The organism is Flavobacterium adhaerens, from assembly GCF_040045115.1.
Classification (GTDB): domain Bacteria; phylum Bacteroidota; class Bacteroidia; order Flavobacteriales; family Flavobacteriaceae; genus Flavobacterium; species Flavobacterium adhaerens.
The window spans coordinates 297,931-316,417 of record NZ_JBDLZX010000005.1 but is presented as its reverse complement, the minus strand read 5'-3'; the positions used below and the strand labels follow the sequence as shown (position 1 = coordinate 316,417).

Here is an 18,487-nt window from a genome sequence, read left to right as displayed (position 1 = left end):
TTATTCTTTTAAAAGTATATCGATTTTGCTTTGCACCAGTTCAGAAGTAATTTTTGTGCGATGTGTTTTCAAGAATGCTTCATCCGTTTTTATCATCGAATTGTAACCCAAAAAAGAGGGTGCATTTTTCTGAACGGATAAACGGATAAAACGTATTTCTGCATTATCCTTATCCGAGGAAACCGCTTTTTCAATGTTTTTCTTTCCTTGATTAAAGGTTTTTAGTATACTCACCGGACTAAAAACATGATTTGCCCAAATGGTTTGTAAAGCACCCAAATAAGCCAAAAACAGCGGTGTTTGTTCTGCATCTTTCAAATCTTCAATCATTTGGCCACACAATTTTTTATCCGTAACTGCCTTGTCATAATTCACTCTCACATAATCCAATTCTATCGCAAATACGTTGAATTGCACCAGTAAACAGAACGTCAAAAAACCGATTACTTTCTTCATAATACATTCATTTTAAAACGCACATAACTACTCAACGCAACATATCCTTTTTGATAATCAGGTACCCGAATTCTATTGTTCAAAATATCTTTTGACGACTTCTTTCTTATTTTTTTAAACAAAGAAATGTAATATTTATAAGCCAAATACACTCCAAATAAAGACGAAGCAGGTAATTTTTTTATACCGATTAGTGCCTCTTCAAATTCCTGTTCGATTTCTTTTTCGATTTCAAATTTCACCTGATTATTAAACACATTCATGTCAATATTAGGGAAATACGTTCTGCCCAACAATTGATAATCGTCTTTTAAATCACGTAAAAAATTAATTTTTTGAAATGCCGAACCTAACTTCATTGCATAGGGTTTTAGCTGTTCGTATTTTTCCTTACTACCATCCGTAAAAACCTGCAAACACATCAATCCGACCACCTCAGCCGAACCATAAATGTACTCATTATATAGCTCCAAATTGTAATCTATCTTTTGCAAGTCCATTTCCATGCTGTGCAAAAATTGGTCGATGAGTGCTTTGTCAATCTGATATTTATGCACCGTTTCCTGAAAAGATTGCAATATGGGGTTGAGCGAAATGCCTTCTGCCAAAGCGTTTTCGGTATCTACTTTAAATCTATTCAGTAGTTTTTCTTTGTCATATCCATAAAAACTGTCCACGATTTCGTCTGCCAATCTCACATAACCATAAATCGAATAAATAGCCGAACGAATAGATGGTTTCAGAGCCAAAATCCCCAACGAAAAACTTGTGCTGTATTTCTTGGTGGTCATCTTGCTTACCGAGTAAGATAATTCGTCAAATAATTGTTTCATAATACTCAGTTTTTAGATTTTATTGATTTCGTTTGCTACTATTTTTCCTGATATAATCGATGGTGGTACACCAGGTCCAGGCACGGTTAGTTGTCCTGTATAGAATAAGTTTTTCAACTTTTTGTTTCTGATTTTTGGTTTCAATACTGCTGTTTGGCTGAGTGTATTTGCCAATCCGTAGGCATTGCCACCATAAGCATTGTAATCCGAAATAAAATCACGCACACAATAGCTTTTTTTGTATTCTATTTTGGAAGCCAAATCGCTTATTCCTGTGTGTTTTTCAATTCTTGCAAGGATCTCCCCTAGGTATTTTTCCCTGATGTTTTCCTCGTCATTTATTCCGATGGCCAAAGGCATCAGTAAAAACAAATTTTCCTTTCCTTCGGGAGCGACATTTTTGTCTGTTTTGGACGGACAGCAGACGTAAAAAAGAGGTTTTTCAGGCCATTTTCGCTCGCCATAGATGCAGTCTATGTGTTCATCCAAGTTATTTTCAAAGAAAAGTGTGTGATGTTTGAGGTTTGGGATTTTTTCATTTATTCCCAAATAAAAAATCAAACTCGATGGAGCAAAAGTCTTTTTTTGCCAATAATCTTCCTTGTAATTCCGTAGATTTTCGTCTAAAAGTGTTTCGGTATGATAATAATCCGAAGAAGCGACAATATAATCAAAGTGAATTTCTTCGCCATTAATCAGTAAAGAAGTTGCTTTTTTGTTTGCTGAAAGTATTTTTTCAACGGTAGCGTTGAAATGAAAAGTAGCACCTTGTTTTTCAGCAACGGACTTCATTGCCAACACCAATTGGTAAAAACCACCCATGGGATAATGCGTTCCCAAAGCATAGCCACCATAGTTCATCATGCTGTACAATGCCGGAATATTTTTGGGTGAAGCACCCAGAAAAATCACCGGAAATTCCATGAGTGTTCTGAGCTTTTCATTTTTGAAATACTTGGCAACATAGCTTCTGAAATTGCTAAGCAAATCCAGTTTCAAGGCGCTTTTGGCTATTTTTGGCGAAACAAATTCTAACCAATTATGGCAAGGTTTGTTTACAAAATCCTGCATGCCTACTTCGTACTTAAACTTGGCGGATTGCATAAATTTTTCCAATTGTCTTCCTGCACCTTTTTCCGTTTTTTCAAACAACGTTTTTAGCTCTTCAATGCTTTCGGGTACGTTCATTTTTTCGTCCGAAAAAATCATTTCAAACTGCGGATTTAAGGAAATCAGTTGTAGAAAATCGGAAGTTTTGTAACCAAAATCTGCAAAAAAATTCTCCATAATATCAGGCATCCAATACCAACTCGGTCCCATGTCAAAAACATAGCCTTCGGTAGTAGAAAATTGCCTTGCTCTTCCTCCAGCTTGCCCGTGCTTTTCAAATACGTGAACTTCATTACCAGCCTGAGCCAAATAAGCTGCAGCTGACAAACCTGAAAATCCAGAACCGATTATGGCTATTTTTTTACGCATTAGTTTTTGAATTTTAAAGCCTCATTTAACAAATGTTCCGTTTCAATATTTTTATCATAAATCGGTTGATGAAAATCGTTGAGTTTGTTGAGTAATCGAATGAGTTCCATTTTTTCAGAATGGGTCAAATCTCCAGTGACGATTTCGGTAGCCTTTCTGATTTTACTCATTTGATTTTCCAAAGCCAATAATCCTTTTGAGGTAATGGAAATCACTTTACTTCGTTTGTCTATGAGAGAATTACTTTGCTCAATCCAACCTTGAGTAATCAAGCGATTGATAATCTGCATCCCAACAGGTTTTTCGTGGACATTCTTTTTTATCAACTCCATTTTTGACATTTCACCAAAAGCTTTTAAATTGATTAGGTAAATAAAATCTTCCTGCGTAGAAAAATCAGACCCTAAAATCGCCGATTTAGAATAACTTTTGGCATATCTATTCATGTGCACAATCAACGTATTGATAACACTTTCGGCACTTCGTCCGTTTTCTTTTCCTTCCCAATCAGGCTCACTATCTGTGTGCTGATTACTGGCAGAAATCCAATTTTTAAACCCATCAACAGAATGTTCATATCGACCCTCATTACTGATTTCAAATTCTTGGATCAAATCCATCACGTCATGCAATAAATTGTAATTCATTTTCCTTAAAATTAGGATACAAATATACTATTTATTTTTAAGTAAGAATTATTTTGTACTTTTTATTTAAAATTTAGTATATAATTATACTATTAAGTATGTTTTATGAAGATTATACTTTTTAAGAATTATTAATCTTTTCCAATAGCACTAATAAACGAAATCAATCGTTTTCCCTCGCTTTTGGTGGCACATTTGCAAAACCGCACAAATCCCACGCTAAAGCTAAGTTTTGCAAAAGAGCCACCAAGTCAAGGCACCACACGAGAGGAAGACCAATTAACTAAAATGAAAAATATAACGCCTGCCTGTAACATGGGTTTTGCAAAAGAGCGGGTTAAGTTCAAAATTCAACATCTGTGCTTTTTATCCGCAAAAACCATTTTTTATTTGCTTAAAAAATGCAAATTAGCAAATAAAAAATGGTTTTGCTACGTTGGTGCAAAGTTGAAAGTTCCGTCTTTCTATTCCGCTCCTTCGCAAAGCCCTAAACCGTTAGGTAGCATAACCTAGAACGTAAATTTTAACAAACACCTTATGAAAAAGTTAAAGTATTTTGGATTAGTATTTTTGATAATCATTATTGGACTTTTTACTTACCTAAAACTAACTAAACCAGAAACGATAATGATGGTAGGAACAGAAGTCTCTTTAGAAAAACCTTGGGTAAAATTCAATGAAGCCGATGAGTCAAATATTGGTAACCTAATCAGAGCTTATCATTTTGAAGAAGGCGAAATCAGATTCAAAAAAAACATAGGCACAGATGAATTTATAATTGCCTGTTTAAAAAAAGATAAAACGTGGAATTATTATTCTTATTATCGTGGAACCGAAACTTATGAAATGATGCTGATTTCAGAAGAAATTGAAAAAGAAATAACTCCACCAAACTAAAAATTACAATGTGGAAAATAAATGGAAGCGGAAAAACTTTGAGCATAAAGTTACGCTACCTAACAGCCGTTACATGAGATTTGGGCACTAGGCTAAATTTAAAAAATGGTCTTGTATTTGGAAGATTTGGCAAATCCGAAAAATGGGCTTAATTTATTCCAAACCTCGAGTAGCGTCAGAACGTTAGGTGCAACCCTAAAAGACTACACAACCGAAAATAAACTGTTAATAAATAATCAACCCGACAGTTGTAAATGTTAAATTGACAATTTACATTTGACAAATGATGTCAAATGAAATTATTCATATGGAAACGGTCGGACAAATTATCAGAACAAAAAGAGAAAGTTTAGGGTTACTACTTCGACAAGTAGCGTCGTATTTAGACATTGACCAAGCGATTTTAAGTAAAATTGAACGCAACGAACGCAAACCGAGCAAGGACCACATTATAAAACTTGCAGAAATTCTAAAACTTGACAAAGAAGATTTATTGGTACAGTTTATGAGCGAAAAAATCGCTTATGAGATTGCGGGCGAAGATTGTGCAAGTAAAGTCTTGAAAGTTGCCGAACAAAAAGTAAAATATTTAAAGTCTAATCTTGTAAAAAACTAAACTATGCGAACAGAAACAATAGAAGAAATCAGTGTAGTTGAAGAACCGCAGTTGGACATTTTATACTATCCAAAAGTTAGAAATCAAAACATCATAGAAGAAACGAATGAAACATTAAATGTACTTTCTCTTTTTTCGGGTTGTGGTGGTATGGACTTAGGTTTTGAAGGCGGATTTTCTGTTTTGCAACAATCTATCAATGAAGCTCTAACACCACATTTCATCGACAAGAAATTAAAAAACGGCTTTGTACAACTCAAAAACACAAAATTTAAAACTGTTTTTGCCAATGATATTTTGAACGATGCAAGAAATGCCTGGGTTAGTTATTTTTCAAAACGAGGACATAATGCTGAGGATTTTTACAAAGAAAGCATTGTTGATTTAGTAAAAATGTATCGTAATGGAGTGAATGTTTTTCCTGAAGATGTTGATGTGGTAACAGGTGGATTTCCTTGTCAGGATTTTAGTGTAGCAGGGAAACGAAATGGTTTTAACTCACACAAAAATCACAAAGGCGAATTGGTTGACGACAAGACGGCTTCAGTGGAAACTCGCGGACAGCTTTATATGTGGATGAAAGAGGTAATTGAGATTACGCAACCTAAAATTTTCATCGCAGAAAATGTAAAAGGCTTAGTAAATCTTGGTGATGTAAAATCAATTATCCAAAACGACTTTTCTTCAGCCAACGGAAACGGTTACATAGTTCTTGATCCACAAGTTTTACATTCAGCAGATTTTGGTGTTCCGCAATCTAGAGAAAGGGTAATTTTTATTGGCATTAAAAAATCGGCTTTGAAAAAATCAGCTTTGGCTGAATTAGAAAAAGAAACAATTTCAGAACACTATACACCTTATCCAAATCCAACACATTCATACACAAATGAAAGCAAAAAATTGAAACATTTTGTTCAACTGAAAGATTTATTTAAACATTTAGACGAACCAGAAAAAACTGAAGATTTATCGCAAAAATTTTACTCAAAAGCAAAATTTATGGGTAAACATTGTCAAGGGCAAACCGAGATAAAACCTTCAAGTATTTCGCCAACTATTCGTTCTGAACATCATGGAAACATTGAGTTTAGACGACTTTCAAAAGAAAACGGAGGACGAATTAAAAGCGAACTCAAAAAGGGTTTAAAAGAAAGAAGATTGACCGTTAGAGAATGTGCGTTAATACAAACTTTTCCACCCGATTATGATTTTGTAATCGAAAACAAAAATGGCAGAAAAGGTTCTTTTTTGATTAGTCCCTCACAAGCTTATAAAATTATTGGCAACGCAGTTCCACCACTTTTAGCTTATAATTTAGCCAAGAGGATTGAAGAAGTTTGGGACTTATATTTTAAAAAACAAGAATGATAGTTTCAGTAAATTCAGACCCAAACAGAAGTGAATTCGACACTTTACTCGGCTCGACAATTGACGAGCTAAATTTACATGCTCTAAAATCATCAAAAAAAGTGGCTACTCTAATGGGTAGAAATCTTGAGCCTTACGTGAGAGATGTAATGACAGATTTAGCGGTTGGAACGCCATTTGAGAATTCAATCGAACTTATCGGAGGACAAAAATTCCCTGACATTGTTGCCAAGAAATATTACGGAATCGAAGTAAAAACAACAACTCAAAATCATTGGAAAACAACAGGAAATAGCGTTTTAGAAAGTACAAGAGTTGATGATGTTGAGCGAATTTTTATGTTATTCGCAAAACTTGCAAATCCAATTGAATTTCGATGTCGTCCTTATGAAGAAGTTTTGTCGGAAGTTGTGGTAACACATTCGCCACGTTATTTGATTGATATGAATTTGGAGCAAGGCAAAACCATTTTCGATAAAATAAAAATGTCTTACGACACTTTACGTAAGAAGGAAAATCCTATTAGGCCAATAGTTGACTATTACAAAAGCAAACTAAAGCCCGGCGAAGAACTTTGGTGGATGGATGCAGAAAACACAAGCAAAGCAAGTAATATCGTCATCAGGATTTGGAACAATCTCTCTTTAAGAGAAAAGCAAGAACTGAAAAATCGAGCAATGGCTTATTTTCCTGAACTTTTTGGAAATAGTAACGACAAATTTGGAAGATTAGCAATTTGGTTAGTAACTCGTGAAGCAGTTGTTTGCCCAAACGTTCGAGATTTATTTACAGCAGGCGGAAAAAGTGATTACGTGATTGGCAAAAAAGTCTATCAAAAAGTACCGAGAATATTCTTAAACTTATTTGACAATGTTCCAAATATAGTTGAATCCATTATGCAAACATCAGCTTTTGAGCTTTCGGAATATTGGGAAATCAAAACAACTGACAAGACCAAACTATTTGATTGGATAGATTTAGTAGTAGAACACGCAAAAAAAATTCAAGACGCAAAACATCTAAACATCAAACAAATATTAACAGACATAGCATTGAAATAGCCAACACACTACAGAAAAGAAGGGCAGCACCTAACAGCTACTAAGCAATATAGCGGTTTCAGGCTTAATTTAAAAATGGTTTTGTACTTGGAAATATTGGCGAAAACTCCAAAAGATAGTAATTAATAATCCGCTACATCGCCTAGTAGCGGAACGTCAGGCTGTGAAAAAACCTCTTTTTCCGATAAAAACATTCCATTTATACGGCTCTGCACTTTAAATAAAGCTTTGTGGAGAAGCACTTTTTTTAGGCCGCAAATTTCATTTGAAAAAAATTGGTTGCTCTAATTGGCTTTAATAGACCCGTTTCTAACAAAAACAAGACTTTTGCCTTGTAGGGCGAGTTCCATTTTTTGAGTTTGGCGATCAGTTCGGGAACCCCGAGGATATTTATACTGCGTTTGATGTTGTAGACCAACATGATCAGGCTGTGTTCTCCGTTTACTTTTTCAAGTCCTGTTAAATTGCTGTGATTGTAGCCCCATTGCGGTTTGATGGTGCCAAAGATGTGTTCGTTAATTTCCTGTCGTTTGCGGTAGAGCTGTGCATTTGAGTGATAGCGTTTGTTGTTTTCTTCTACGGCATCGGCATATTGGCTGCGGTCTATTTCTCTTCCCCCTGTTCTACTGGTACATAAATGTTTTACGGGACATTCTTTGCATTTTGATGTTCGGTATTTCTTGAACTCATAACTGTCTCTTTCTTTGGTTTTCTTGTGCCATCTACCTGTAGTGGTGAGTATTTCACCCTGTGGACAGGTGTAGGTGTCGGCAATTTTGTCGTAAACAAACTTGGCTACCAAATAATCAGGCTGCGTGCCGTTCTCGTTGCTTTTTCCCTGCTCTTATTGGGCAACAATGGTGGTAATGTTGGCTTGTTTGCAGGCTTCTATTTCCCGCCCGTTATGATAGCCTTTATCCATCAATGCCGTGTAGGTTTCTATTTCCAAATTCTCTTTGGCTTCTATGGCAATGGCCGATAAGGCGTTGCGGTCATTGCGGTTGATGGTGTGTGTAGCTACCACAAGATTGTGCTTGGCATCCACTGCAGCCTGGATGTTGAACGAAATCTCAACCACCTGCCCTTGTACCAACAAAGCCTGGGCATCGCTGTCGGTGGTGCTTATTTGCGGTTCACCACTTGCTTTTAGCTTCTCTTCCAGCAATTATAGCAGATTTTATTTTGTTTTAAACGCTCTATTTTTTGCTGGATATTTTGGATTTCTACAGCGTTTCCCTTTGTGTCGTTTTCTTCCAAAACAGCAAGGTATTCTTGACTTTTCGCCTCAATGCACTCCAAATGTTTGTCTATTTTCTTTTGGTTGAAATTGGCCTTTTTGCTGTTGCGTGCACGGCTTTTGGTGCCTTCAATAGCTATGGTTTCACCACCTATCAAATCGACATCTTTCAAAAAAAACACAAACAATTTAAATATTTTTTTCAAGGCAATGGGATTGTCTTTTCGAAAGTCGGAGATACTGTGATAATTGGGGCAAATGTCTTCTAGAAGCCATTGTATTTCAATGTTTCGAAGGCTTTCCTTTTCCAATTTTCGGGAACTTAGAATTCCGTTGAGATAGCCATATAAATAAATTTTTAGAAACAATTGGGTCTGATAACTCGGGTGTCCTTCCTTTTTGAGGATTTGTAACTTAAAACCAAGTTTTACAAGGTCAATGTGACTTACAAAAGCATCTATGAAGCGTACTTGATTATCGGAGGAAATAGCGTCTTCTAAACTTGAAATACGCATTTGGTGACAGGAAGTTCCTGTGATATGTTGCATTCCTAAAAATACGAAAAATCCTGTTTTAATATCGCTATTTTACTATATTTGTTTCATACCAAACGGAAGTTTTTTCACAGACTGACGTTAGCAGTAACTTTTGTGTAAAAAACCGAAAAAAATTGAATTCAATACCAATTATTGGTATCTTTGATAAAAAAAATTATGGCACGAAATACATCAATATTATTAGGAGACTATTTTGAAAACTTTATCAATGAACAAATTTCTACAGGAAAATACAATTCAGTAAGCGAAGTTGTTAGAACTGCTTTAAGAGTTTTTGAGCAAGAAGAAACTAAAAAAAAATCTCTAATCAATGAACTAAAAATTGGTGAAAAGAGTAGTAAAATTAGAAATTTTGACCGCAATAAAAATCTTGAAATGCTAAAAACTAATTTTCAAAAATAATGTCAAAATATATAATTAGTGAAAAGGCATTAGAAGATATTAATAACATTTGGATTTATACAGCAGAAAATTGGTCTGTCGAACAAGCAAATCGATATTATAACTTAATCATTGACGAAATTGAATATATCATTGATAATTTTGATATGGCTCATGACTTCGGGAAAATTCGAAAATCATATAGATTTTCAAAAGTAAAATCACATTTAATTTTCTTTAAAAAAGACAAAACAAATGAAATTGAAGTCGTTAGAGTTTTACACGAAAGAATGAATGTTGAAAACAGATTAACCGAATAAATAAAAAAGCTACTGCTAACACACGCAACAAGCGATTTGGGCATTTGACTAAATGGAAAGTTGGTTCTGTATTTGAAAAAACAGTTTTAACCGAAAATTTAGGCTTTCTTAATCCCAGCCTGCGTGTAGCGCTAGAACATCAGGCTGTGAAAAAACTCTTTTTTTTCTTGATTTTTCATTCAAAACAGCCCTTGCAGATTTGCATAGGTGCGATTTAAGAGAAGCCTCTTTTTAAACTGATTTTCAAAACGGTCTGTAAAAAGCTTTAAATAAACCATTTTTACACAAAAACAGACTTCTCTTTTGTAAGGTGAGTTCCATTTCTTGAGTTTAGCCAGTAATTCGGGGACACCAAGGATATTGATGCTACGTTTGATGTTGTACATTAGCATGATTAAACTGTGTTCTCCATTAACTTTTTCGAGTCTCATTAAATTAGTTTGATTGTAACCAGATTGTCGGGTGAAATTGTGTCCTCCAGAGACGAAAAACACATTTGATGGCGCGAAATTCCTCTGATTTGTTGCATATTTAAATATACTACTTTTCTGCTTTTTATACAATTGTTCATTATATTTGAAAACAACTAACGAAGGTTTTTTCACAGACTGACGTTAACGGTAATTTTACAAAACGACCGTAGAAAGACAAATAATACAAATAACTTATGGCAAGAATATATTATCACGAAGAAAAATTGAGTGGAAAAAAGTATGAAAATGATGTAATCAATCCAAAAGTATTTGATTTCATTTTTAACAACACAAACACAAACAAATTTGAAATTACATCTGTTTTAAATAATTCCTTTTTTAATTTACTGAAATCAACGAAAGAAACTTTTAAAATTGTTCAAATCTCGCGAGATGGTATTAACTATAATCCTACAGAAGGAAATTTCTATTTGCCCAAAGCAATAATTTTTTACGACAATGACGATTATAATTTTCCCACCGAATTCTTTTTTATATCAAAATTGGGCGATGAAATAGAATTAAGAAAATGTAACGGAGGAAAAGAAGTAAAATGGTTTCAAATTCCAGACTTACATAAAGAAGTTACTGATAGTAAAATAATTTCTAAAATTGAAAATACAATTTTAGAAGTTGTAAACCTCGTCAAAACAACTCATAACAAGCAAATTGATATTGACAAAGAAAAAAAGAAAGCAGAAAAGTTAAGAAAAATAGAAGAAAATCGTCCTTTCTTGAATAGCGTTCAAAAAAATGCTTACAAAGAATTAACAGAACTGTGCATCAACTCGAACCCTAAAAAGAATGAAGTCATTGCGTTTATCGAAAAACTCAAAAACTATGACAAAGACAGTGAATATTATACAACACTGAATTACACAATGGATTTTTTAGACAACAATAATATTCCATTCCTTTTGAGGTTGGATTGGAAAGCTGGCATTGAAGATCTAGAATGGATATTAAAATCTTCATTGAAAGAAAATTATAATTTATCAATAGACTTACCTAATGAAAGTAATTATGAAGAAAATGCATCAATTTCTTTCGATAATGTTTTTGAAGATTTTAACAAACCAATCAGAGAAAAAGGACTACAAATAGGATTTATAGACACACAATCAGATGAATATGTAATTGTCTTGCATAAAACAACCGATAAAGAAAAAGTAGAAAAAGCAATTAAAGAAATCGGATACGAGTATTGCGAAAAATAAGGACTCCCGCTAAAACAACTAACTATTGCACTTAATGGTAAATTGATATACTACTAGACTTCAATAAGTATCAATATCGATAAATCGGAAAAATTACGCTACTTTAGTCCCAAACTTTATATAGTAGCCAATAATTATACGTTATGCTAATAGCCAAAATAGCATTAAATGAACATTGATCAAATTTTAGATACAATTTACAAACTTCCAGAAGCTTCAAAACTGAAACTCAAAAACAGTATTTCAGAAGTTTGCTACCCGAAAGGACATATTTTGTTGCAAGCTGACAAAATTGAAAAGGTTTTTTATTTTATAAAAAAAGGGATTGCTAGAGCCTACTCTCAAACGGCTGGAACCGAAATAACATTTTGGTTTGGTAGAGAAGGTGACTCAGTTCTTTCGATGAAAAGTTATGTAGCAAATCAAAAAGGGTATGAAGACATAGAGCTTTTGGAAGATTGTGAACTCTATTTATTAAAAACATCCGATCTGCAAAAACTATTTGAAAAAGATATACATATTGCAAATTGGGGACGAAGGTTTGCCGAACAAGAATTGGCAAAAACTGAGGAAAGGCTAATTTCAAGACAATTCCGAACTGCCTCAGATCGCTACAAAGAACTTTTAAAAGAGAGTCCCGATCTAATTCAGCGAGTTCAATTAGGACACATTGCTTCCTATTTGGGCATAACACAAGTAAGTCTAAGCAGAATTAGAGCCGAAAAAAAATAACTATCATTTTTTATCATTTGTAAAATTCTATTTCAATTCCGTTTCTGACCTTTGCATCAAAAATATAAGAAAAAAAATGAATTGGATTATTTTAATTATCGCAGGATTATTTGAAGTGGCTTTTGCCTTTTGTTTAGGAAAAGCAAAAGGGACAACTGGAAACGAAATGTACATATGGTATGCTGGTTTTCTTGTTGCATTATTTGTTAGTATGGCATTATTAATCAAGGCGACTCAAACCTTACCAATGGGAACAGCATATGCAGTTTGGACAGGTATTGGTGCAGTAGGAACAGTTTTAATTGGAATTATTGTCTTTAAAGAACCTGCAACTTTCTTACGAATACTTTTTATTACAACTTTAATTGGTTCTATAATTGGACTAAAAGCAGTATCCCACTAAAACAAAATGACAAAAAAATTGTAATTATCGGCGGTGGTTTTGCTGGATTAAACGTTGCCAAAAACATCAAAAACCGAGAATATCAGATTACCCTTGTGGATAGAAACAACTATATTTTCTTTCCGCCACTTTTGTATCAGGTTGCAACAGGATTTCTAGAACCTTCTAACATTAGCTATCCTTATAGGAAAATGTTACGTCATCAATCTAATGTTAATTTCAAGTTAGGTGAGGTTGTAAAGGTTATACCCGAGCAAAACAAAATTGTACTTACAACAGGCGAACTCGATTATGATTATTTGGTTTTTGCCACTGGTACAGAAACCAACTATTTTGGATTAGAGAATGTGCGAAAAAAAGCGATTCCGATGAAAACCATCAATGACGCTTTGGAAATGCGCAACTACATTCTAAAACAATTAGAAAAAGCTACTACTTTTATTTCTGACAAAGCCAAGTTACGAAAAACATTATCTATCGTTGTTGCGGGTGGAGGACCAACTGGTGTTGAAATATCGGGAATGTTGGCAGAAATGCGTACCTCTGTATTTAGAAAAGATTATCCCGAATTTAAAAATGTACGTATAAAATCGCATATTTATCTTGTGGATGGTGCTGCTCAATTATTATCGCCAATGAGTCAAAAATCACAGGAGAACACTCACAAAGCTTTGAAAAAATTAGGTGTAAAAATTATCCTAAATGCCCAAGTTACTGATTATATCGATAACAAAGTTATTTTGAGTAATGGAAAAATTATAGAAACCGAAAACCTTATTTGGGCTGCAGGTGTTACCGCACAAGTTTTTGAAGGAATTCCAGAAGAATGCTATGGCCGTGGAAAAAGATTAATAACCGACTCTCACAACAAAGTCGAAGGATTTGAAAATATTTATGCCATAGGTGACACTTGCATACAAACAACAGATCGTAATTTTCCGGCAGGACACCCACAAGTAGCACAAGTAGCATTACAGCAAGGAAAAAATCTTGCCAACAACTTCAAAAGACAAATCCAAAACAAACCATTAGAACCATTTTCGTACATTGACAAAGGTGCTATGGCAATCATCGGAAGAAATAAAGCCGTTGCAGACTTGCCTCCTAATTTACATTTCAAAGCCTTTTTTGCTTGGTGTATTTGGATATTTATACATCTGGTTTCTTTAGTACATTACCGAAATAAAGTTACCACTTTATACAATTGGGTTGTTTCCTATTTTACCAAAGACCAAGCCTTACGAATGATTATAAGGCCTTCAGCGGACAAATCTTAATTACTAAAAGATTCACCAGGATTGCGCAATACTTATAAAAAACTATTCCGTTAACAAAATCATACTAAAAACCTCGTTTGGAAATTCTAAACGGGGTTTATTTTTTTCAGAATCTAAATCTAACCCCAATTTTAACTCAAAAACAATTTCAAAAAAATGTATATTACTCAAATTTTTATTTTTGAAAAAATAGTTTTCAAAAAACAAGTTTAAAGAAAAGAAATATGATTTTAGAAGTAGCAATTTTGAACGTAAAGAATGGCGAAGAAAAAAATTTTGAAAAAGATTTCATAACCGCTGGGCAATACATCAGTTCGACAAAAGGGTATCTAAAACACTCTCTCGGAAAATGTTTGGAACAAAAGAATAAATATATTTTGCTTGTTGAGTGGGAAAATTTAGAAGACCACACGGTTGGATTTAGACAATCAGAGGCATATTTAAAATGGAAAACTCTTTTGCATCATTATTACGACCCATTCCCAACAGTCGAACATTACGAAACCATTCTAGAAAACAAAGCTTAGCCAGTATGTTCAAGCAGATAACAATAATACTATTACTAGTTATTATCTATTCAAAGATCGGACATGCTCAAAATAAATCTGAGGGTCAGATAATAATAAGTGCGAAACAGGATAGCATACATAGAGTAGCAATAATTCCAGATGACATATTCCATCAAAAAGTTGATGTCCTATTACTAACTTCAGCTACAGACACAACTTCAAGCAGAGCTAATTTAGGATATGAAATTCGTTGGCCTTCTCCCTCAATAGACGGTTCGCTCGTTTTAACAATTACTAAACATCAGGTTTACTTAAGATCGAGCCATGACAATCCGAATCCTAATTACTTATATTGGTTCACAAACATTTCGGATGTGTGTTATACTACTATTGATAAAATAATAAAATCAGACACCAGGATGTTCGAAAAAACAAATGCTAATTCTTATTTATTTACCCATCTTTATTACAAAAAATTCAAACCCGAAAAGAAAATTTCAAAAAAATGGACTGATCTAAACAAAGAGCAATATCTTCAAGATTGTTTGCAAAAACGGTATGAAAATCTAGTAAATTTAGTAACATTTATTAATAAAGAGCTCCCTAAAAACCAAACAATTCCGCTTTTTTCAAAAGAAGATTTTGAAAATGAAACCCCCGTAAGAATCGCATTTTTTAAAGAGGATATTGACTAAAAATTAAAATGATAAAAGAAACTAACGCAAAAAAGGTTCAAAGTGTACTAGAAAATACAACTCCAAACCTTTTTGTAAATTATTTATAAAAATTTTACTTCAACCCAGCCAAGCTTTGCTCGATTGTAGCAATTTTAGATAGTGCATCGGCTTCTTTTTGTCTTTCGTTTGCCAACACTTTTTCTGGAGCCCCGTTTACAAACTTCTCGTTTGATAATTTATTTTGAACTGATTTCAAGAAACCTTGAGTATATTCTAACTCGGCAGTTAATTTGGCAATTTCGGCTTCAACATCAATATTTCCAGTAATAGGAATAAAATATTCATTCGATTTTACGCGGAAAGATAAAGCGCCATCTACTTTATCCGAAACATATTCCAACGATAAAATATTCCCCAACTTTGTTACAATGGCATCAAAATAGGTCGAAACTTTATCATTGTTAATAGCCCTCAATTCGATAGCATCTTTAAACGGAATATTCTTGTCTTTACGAATCGTTCTCACTCCTGAAATTACTTCGATTGTATTTTCAAAATCCGAAATTAAGTCAACATTAAATGTTTTAAATTCTGGCCAAGTTGAAACGATTAAAGCTTCTTCAGGCGTTCTCTCTGCAATATGTTGCCAAATTTCTTCAGTCAAAAACGGCATAAACGGATGCAGTAATTTCAAATTATTTTCTAGCATTTCTATCGCTTTTTCCAACGTTACGCTATCAATTGGTTGTTGGTAAGCTGGTTTAATCATTTCTAAAAACCAAGAACAAAAATCGTCCCAAACCAATTTATAAATTGCCATTAAAGCATCAGAAATTCTGTATTTATCAAAGCTATCTTCAATTTCAGCCAACGTTTGTTGAAACTTCGCTTCGTACCATTCTATCGCCACTTTTGAAGATTCTGGTTGTGGAATTGAACTTGAGACTTCCCAACCTTTAATCAATTTGAAAGCATTCCAAATTTTATTAGAAAACCCTTTTCCTTGATTACACAATTCCTCATCAAACATAATATCGTTACCAGCAGAAGCACTCAATAGCAATCCTACGCGAACGCCATCGGCACCAAATTTTTCGATCAATTCTAATGGCTCAGGTGAATTCCCTAACGATTTAGACATTTTACGTCTTTGTTTATCACGAACCAAACCAGTCAAATACACATTGGTAAATGGTTTTTTGCCAGTATATTCATAACCAGCGATAATCATTCTGGCCACCCAGAAAAACAAAATATCCGGACCAGTAACCAAATCATTGGTTGGATAATAGTATTTAAAATCCTCATTTTCTGGATCCATAATTCCGCCAAAAACAGACATCGGCCACAACCAAGACGAGAACCAAGTATCTAAAGCATCGGCATCTTGAGTTAAGTCTGAAGTAGTAAGGTTTAAGTTTGAAGTCTTTTCTTGAGCTAATTTTAAAGCGTCTTCAATATTTTCGGCTACTACGAAATCTTCTTTTCCGTCGCCATAGTAATAGGCAGGAATTTGTTGTCCCCACCATAACTGACGAGAAATATTCCAATCTCGAATATTATTTAGCCAATGTGCATAGGTATTATCAAAACGTTTTGGGTGTAGTTTAATATCACCTGTTTCCAAAACCGCTTTGATAGCTGGTTTTACCAATTCGTCCATTTTCAAGAACCATTGGTCAGACAAACGAGGTTCGATAACAGCTTTGGTTCTTTCCGAAGTTCCCACTTTATTCAAATGGATTTCGGTTTTCGCCAAAGCTCCTGTTTCTTCCAATTCTTTTGCAATTTCGGTACGAACTACAAAACGGTCTTTTCCTGCATAATGCAAACCAAAACTGTTTAAAGTCGCATCTTCATTAAAAATATCAACAATTTCTAAATTGTGTTTTTCTCCTAGTGTTTTATCATTTACATCGTGAGCTGGCGTTACTTTCAAACAACCAGTACCAAATTCTACATCTACATATTCATCTTCGATAATTGGAACCACACGACCGCAAATAGGAACGATTGCTTTTTTGCCTTTCAAATGAGTAAAACGCTCGTCATTTGGATTGATACAAATGGCAGTATCACCAAAAATAGTTTCTGGACGGGTTGTTGCAACTGTCAAAAAGTCTTCGCTACCTTCAATTTTATATTTTAAGAAAAATAATTTCCCGTTTTGCTCTTCATAAATCACTTCTTCGTCGGAAAGTGTAGTTTTGGCTTCTGGATCCCAGTTTACCATTCGATACCCACGATAAATCATTCCTTTGTTGTATAAATCCACAAAAGATTTAATTACAGAAGCAGACATATCGGGATCCATCGTAAATTTGGTTCTTTCCCAATCGCAAGAACAACCCAATTGTTTTAATTGCTCTAAAATAGTTCCACCATATTTTTCGGTCCAATCGTAAGCGTGTTTCAAAAACTCTTCACGAGTTAAATCTGCCTTATTGATTCCTTCTGATTTCAATTTAGCAACTACTTTTGCTTCGGTCGCAATAGATGCGTGATCCGTTCCTGGTACCCAACAAGCATTAAATCCTTTTAAACGCGCTCGACGAATCAAAACATCCTGAATGGTATTATTCAACATATGTCCCATATGCAAGACTCCTGTAACATTTGGTGGTGGAATCACAATAGAATACGGCGTTCTGTGATCAGGTTTTGAATGAAAATAATTGTTTTTCATCCAGTAGTCATACCATTTGTTTTCAATACTTTTAGCGTCAAATTGTGCAGGAATTGTCATTTTTTATTGGAATTCGGTGATTGATTAATTTGTCAAATCGATTAAACACATACAAGTATCAACATGTAAACATTTTATTTGGTTCGATTTTTGTGATATAAAATTATCGACAAAAGTAAATAATTAAGAACAGTATAAAAAGCGAAATAAAAAATTGTGCATTAATTAAAAGATAGTATATTTACTATACCTACTAAAAAACAAGAAAATGAAAAATTTTAAATCTCTCATAGCATTGCTGTTAGTAAGCTACATTGGCTTTGCTCAAAGTGGTCCTAAAATTAGTATTCAAAAAAATGAGAATACTATAGACTATGGAAAAATTAATAAATCTACTGATAACGGAATCCGAAACTTTACTATAACAAATACTGGAGATGCTCCGTTGAATATATTAGGAATCCAAACCACAGCGAGTTTTGTTATCCTACATAAACCCAACAATTCTATAGCTCCTGGTAAATCCGAAACAATAGAAATTAAATACAATATGGTTCCTGGACCTATTCGTAAAACGATAACCTTAGAAACCAATGCCGTAAATTATGATGGAGGAAGGGTTCCTCTCAAAATTAAAGGTGAGGTTTTAACCAACTAAAAC

Annotated in this window: 22 protein-coding genes; 13 read left to right on the top strand and 9 right to left on the bottom strand. The window is 34.0% G+C overall.

What is annotated here, in order from left to right; all coding sequences use genetic code 11:
• The 4 genes from ABEB18_RS09380 to ABEB18_RS09365 are packed head-to-tail and all read right to left on the bottom strand — an operon-like array spanning position 1 to position 3,415.
• Positions 1-456, bottom strand: a complete 456-nt coding sequence (locus ABEB18_RS09380) for a hypothetical protein (protein ID WP_348799037.1) — start codon at positions 454-456, stop codon at positions 1-3.
• Positions 453-1,289, bottom strand: coding sequence for a phytoene/squalene synthase family protein (locus tag ABEB18_RS09375; protein ID WP_348799036.1), 837 nt, complete (start codon positions 1,287-1,289; stop codon positions 453-455). Before ABEB18_RS09375 ends, ABEB18_RS09380 begins: the two co-directional genes overlap by 4 nt.
• 12 nt (positions 1,290-1,301) lie before the next feature.
• A complete protein-coding gene (gene crtID, locus ABEB18_RS09370; protein ID WP_348799035.1) occupies positions 1,302-2,768 on the bottom strand; it encodes a bifunctional phytoene desaturase/3,4-desaturase in 1,467 nt (488 codons plus the stop codon).
• Entirely contained in the window at positions 2,768-3,415 is a 648-nt protein-coding gene (locus ABEB18_RS09365; RefSeq protein ID WP_348799033.1) for a MarR family winged helix-turn-helix transcriptional regulator, read from the bottom strand. The genes crtID and ABEB18_RS09365 overlap by 1 nt, the downstream gene beginning before the upstream one ends.
• 537 nt (positions 3,416-3,952) lie before the next feature.
• Between ABEB18_RS09365 and ABEB18_RS09360 the strand changes: the two genes are divergently transcribed.
• From ABEB18_RS09360 to ABEB18_RS09345, 4 genes are all read left to right on the top strand, one after another.
• Positions 3,953-4,312 (top strand): hypothetical protein, encoded by a 360-nt coding sequence (locus ABEB18_RS09360; protein ID WP_348799032.1) that lies wholly within the window; start codon positions 3,953-3,955, stop codon positions 4,310-4,312.
• A 283-nt stretch (positions 4,313-4,595) separates the two neighbouring features.
• The gene (locus tag ABEB18_RS09355; protein WP_348799031.1) at positions 4,596-4,928 is read left to right on the top strand and encodes a helix-turn-helix domain-containing protein; all 333 of its coding nucleotides are present in this window, start codon (positions 4,596-4,598) and stop codon (positions 4,926-4,928) included.
• A 3-nt stretch (positions 4,929-4,931) separates the two neighbouring features.
• Positions 4,932-6,296, top strand: a complete 1,365-nt coding sequence (locus ABEB18_RS09350) for a DNA cytosine methyltransferase (protein ID WP_348799030.1) — start codon at positions 4,932-4,934, stop codon at positions 6,294-6,296.
• Positions 6,293-7,357: a hypothetical protein gene (locus ABEB18_RS09345; RefSeq protein WP_348799029.1), complete on the top strand. Its 1,065-nt coding sequence runs from the start codon at positions 6,293-6,295 to the stop codon at positions 7,355-7,357. Before ABEB18_RS09350 ends, ABEB18_RS09345 begins: the two co-directional genes overlap by 4 nt.
• Positions 7,358-7,604: 247 nt before the next feature.
• Here the strand turns inward: ABEB18_RS09345 and ABEB18_RS09340 are convergent, their stop codons facing one another.
• Genes ABEB18_RS09340 through ABEB18_RS09330 form a run of 3 tightly spaced genes read right to left on the bottom strand, consistent with a single transcriptional unit; the run spans position 7,605 to position 9,142 of the window.
• Positions 7,605-8,159: a transposase gene (locus tag ABEB18_RS09340; protein WP_348799028.1), complete on the bottom strand. Its 555-nt coding sequence runs from the start codon at positions 8,157-8,159 to the stop codon at positions 7,605-7,607.
• Between the two features lie 42 nt (positions 8,160-8,201).
• The gene (locus ABEB18_RS09335; RefSeq protein ID WP_348799026.1) at positions 8,202-8,522 is read right to left on the bottom strand and encodes a hypothetical protein; all 321 of its coding nucleotides are present in this window, start codon (positions 8,520-8,522) and stop codon (positions 8,202-8,204) included.
• A complete protein-coding gene (locus tag ABEB18_RS09330; protein ID WP_348799024.1) occupies positions 8,504-9,142 on the bottom strand; it encodes a transposase in 639 nt (212 codons plus the stop codon). The genes ABEB18_RS09335 and ABEB18_RS09330 overlap by 19 nt, the downstream gene beginning before the upstream one ends.
• 165 nt (positions 9,143-9,307) lie before the next feature.
• Between ABEB18_RS09330 and ABEB18_RS09325 the strand changes: the two genes are divergently transcribed.
• Both ABEB18_RS09325 and ABEB18_RS09320 read left to right on the top strand, forming a co-directional pair.
• Positions 9,308-9,553 carry a type II toxin-antitoxin system ParD family antitoxin gene (locus ABEB18_RS09325; RefSeq protein ID WP_348799062.1) on the top strand — a complete coding sequence of 82 codons (246 nt, stop codon included), beginning with the start codon at positions 9,308-9,310 and terminating at the stop codon, positions 9,551-9,553.
• Positions 9,553-9,852: a type II toxin-antitoxin system RelE/ParE family toxin gene (locus tag ABEB18_RS09320; protein WP_348799023.1), complete on the top strand. Its 300-nt coding sequence runs from the start codon at positions 9,553-9,555 to the stop codon at positions 9,850-9,852. Before ABEB18_RS09325 ends, ABEB18_RS09320 begins: the two co-directional genes overlap by 1 nt.
• Positions 9,853-10,031: 179 nt before the next feature.
• On the opposite strand, the gene ABEB18_RS09315 is transcribed toward ABEB18_RS09320, so the two are convergent.
• Positions 10,032-10,283, bottom strand: a complete 252-nt coding sequence (locus ABEB18_RS09315) for a hypothetical protein (protein WP_348799021.1) — start codon at positions 10,281-10,283, stop codon at positions 10,032-10,034.
• A 236-nt stretch (positions 10,284-10,519) separates the two neighbouring features.
• On the opposite strand from ABEB18_RS09315, the gene ABEB18_RS09310 reads away from it, so the two are divergent.
• From ABEB18_RS09310 to ABEB18_RS09285, 6 genes are all read left to right on the top strand, one after another.
• Positions 10,520-11,542, top strand: a complete 1,023-nt coding sequence (locus ABEB18_RS09310) for a DUF6630 family protein (RefSeq protein ID WP_348799020.1) — start codon at positions 10,520-10,522, stop codon at positions 11,540-11,542.
• A 168-nt stretch (positions 11,543-11,710) separates the two neighbouring features.
• Positions 11,711-12,274 (top strand): Crp/Fnr family transcriptional regulator, encoded by a 564-nt coding sequence (locus tag ABEB18_RS09305; protein WP_348799019.1) that lies wholly within the window; start codon positions 11,711-11,713, stop codon positions 12,272-12,274.
• Positions 12,275-12,350: 76 nt separating this feature from the next.
• Positions 12,351-12,677 carry a DMT family transporter gene (locus tag ABEB18_RS09300; RefSeq protein ID WP_348799018.1) on the top strand — a complete coding sequence of 109 codons (327 nt, stop codon included), beginning with the start codon at positions 12,351-12,353 and terminating at the stop codon, positions 12,675-12,677.
• Positions 12,668-13,954 (top strand): NAD(P)/FAD-dependent oxidoreductase, encoded by a 1,287-nt coding sequence (locus ABEB18_RS09295; protein WP_348799061.1) that lies wholly within the window; start codon positions 12,668-12,670, stop codon positions 13,952-13,954. Before ABEB18_RS09300 ends, ABEB18_RS09295 begins: the two co-directional genes overlap by 10 nt.
• Before the next feature lie 224 nt (positions 13,955-14,178).
• Complete coding sequence (locus ABEB18_RS09290) at positions 14,179-14,481, top strand: antibiotic biosynthesis monooxygenase family protein (protein WP_348799017.1); 303 nt, start codon at positions 14,179-14,181, stop codon at positions 14,479-14,481.
• A gap of 5 nt (positions 14,482-14,486) precedes the next feature.
• A complete protein-coding gene (locus ABEB18_RS09285) occupies positions 14,487-15,158 on the top strand; it encodes a hypothetical protein (protein WP_348799015.1) in 672 nt (223 codons plus the stop codon).
• A 94-nt stretch (positions 15,159-15,252) separates the two neighbouring features.
• Here the strand turns inward: ABEB18_RS09285 and ABEB18_RS09280 are convergent, their stop codons facing one another.
• Positions 15,253-17,886 (bottom strand): valine--tRNA ligase, encoded by a 2,634-nt coding sequence (locus ABEB18_RS09280; protein ID WP_348799014.1) that lies wholly within the window; start codon positions 17,884-17,886, stop codon positions 15,253-15,255.
• Positions 17,887-18,094: 208 nt separating this feature from the next.
• Between ABEB18_RS09280 and ABEB18_RS09275 the strand changes: the two genes are divergently transcribed.
• Entirely contained in the window at positions 18,095-18,484 is a 390-nt protein-coding gene (locus ABEB18_RS09275) for a DUF1573 domain-containing protein (protein WP_348799012.1), read from the top strand.
• Positions 18,485-18,487: the final 3 nt, after the last annotated feature.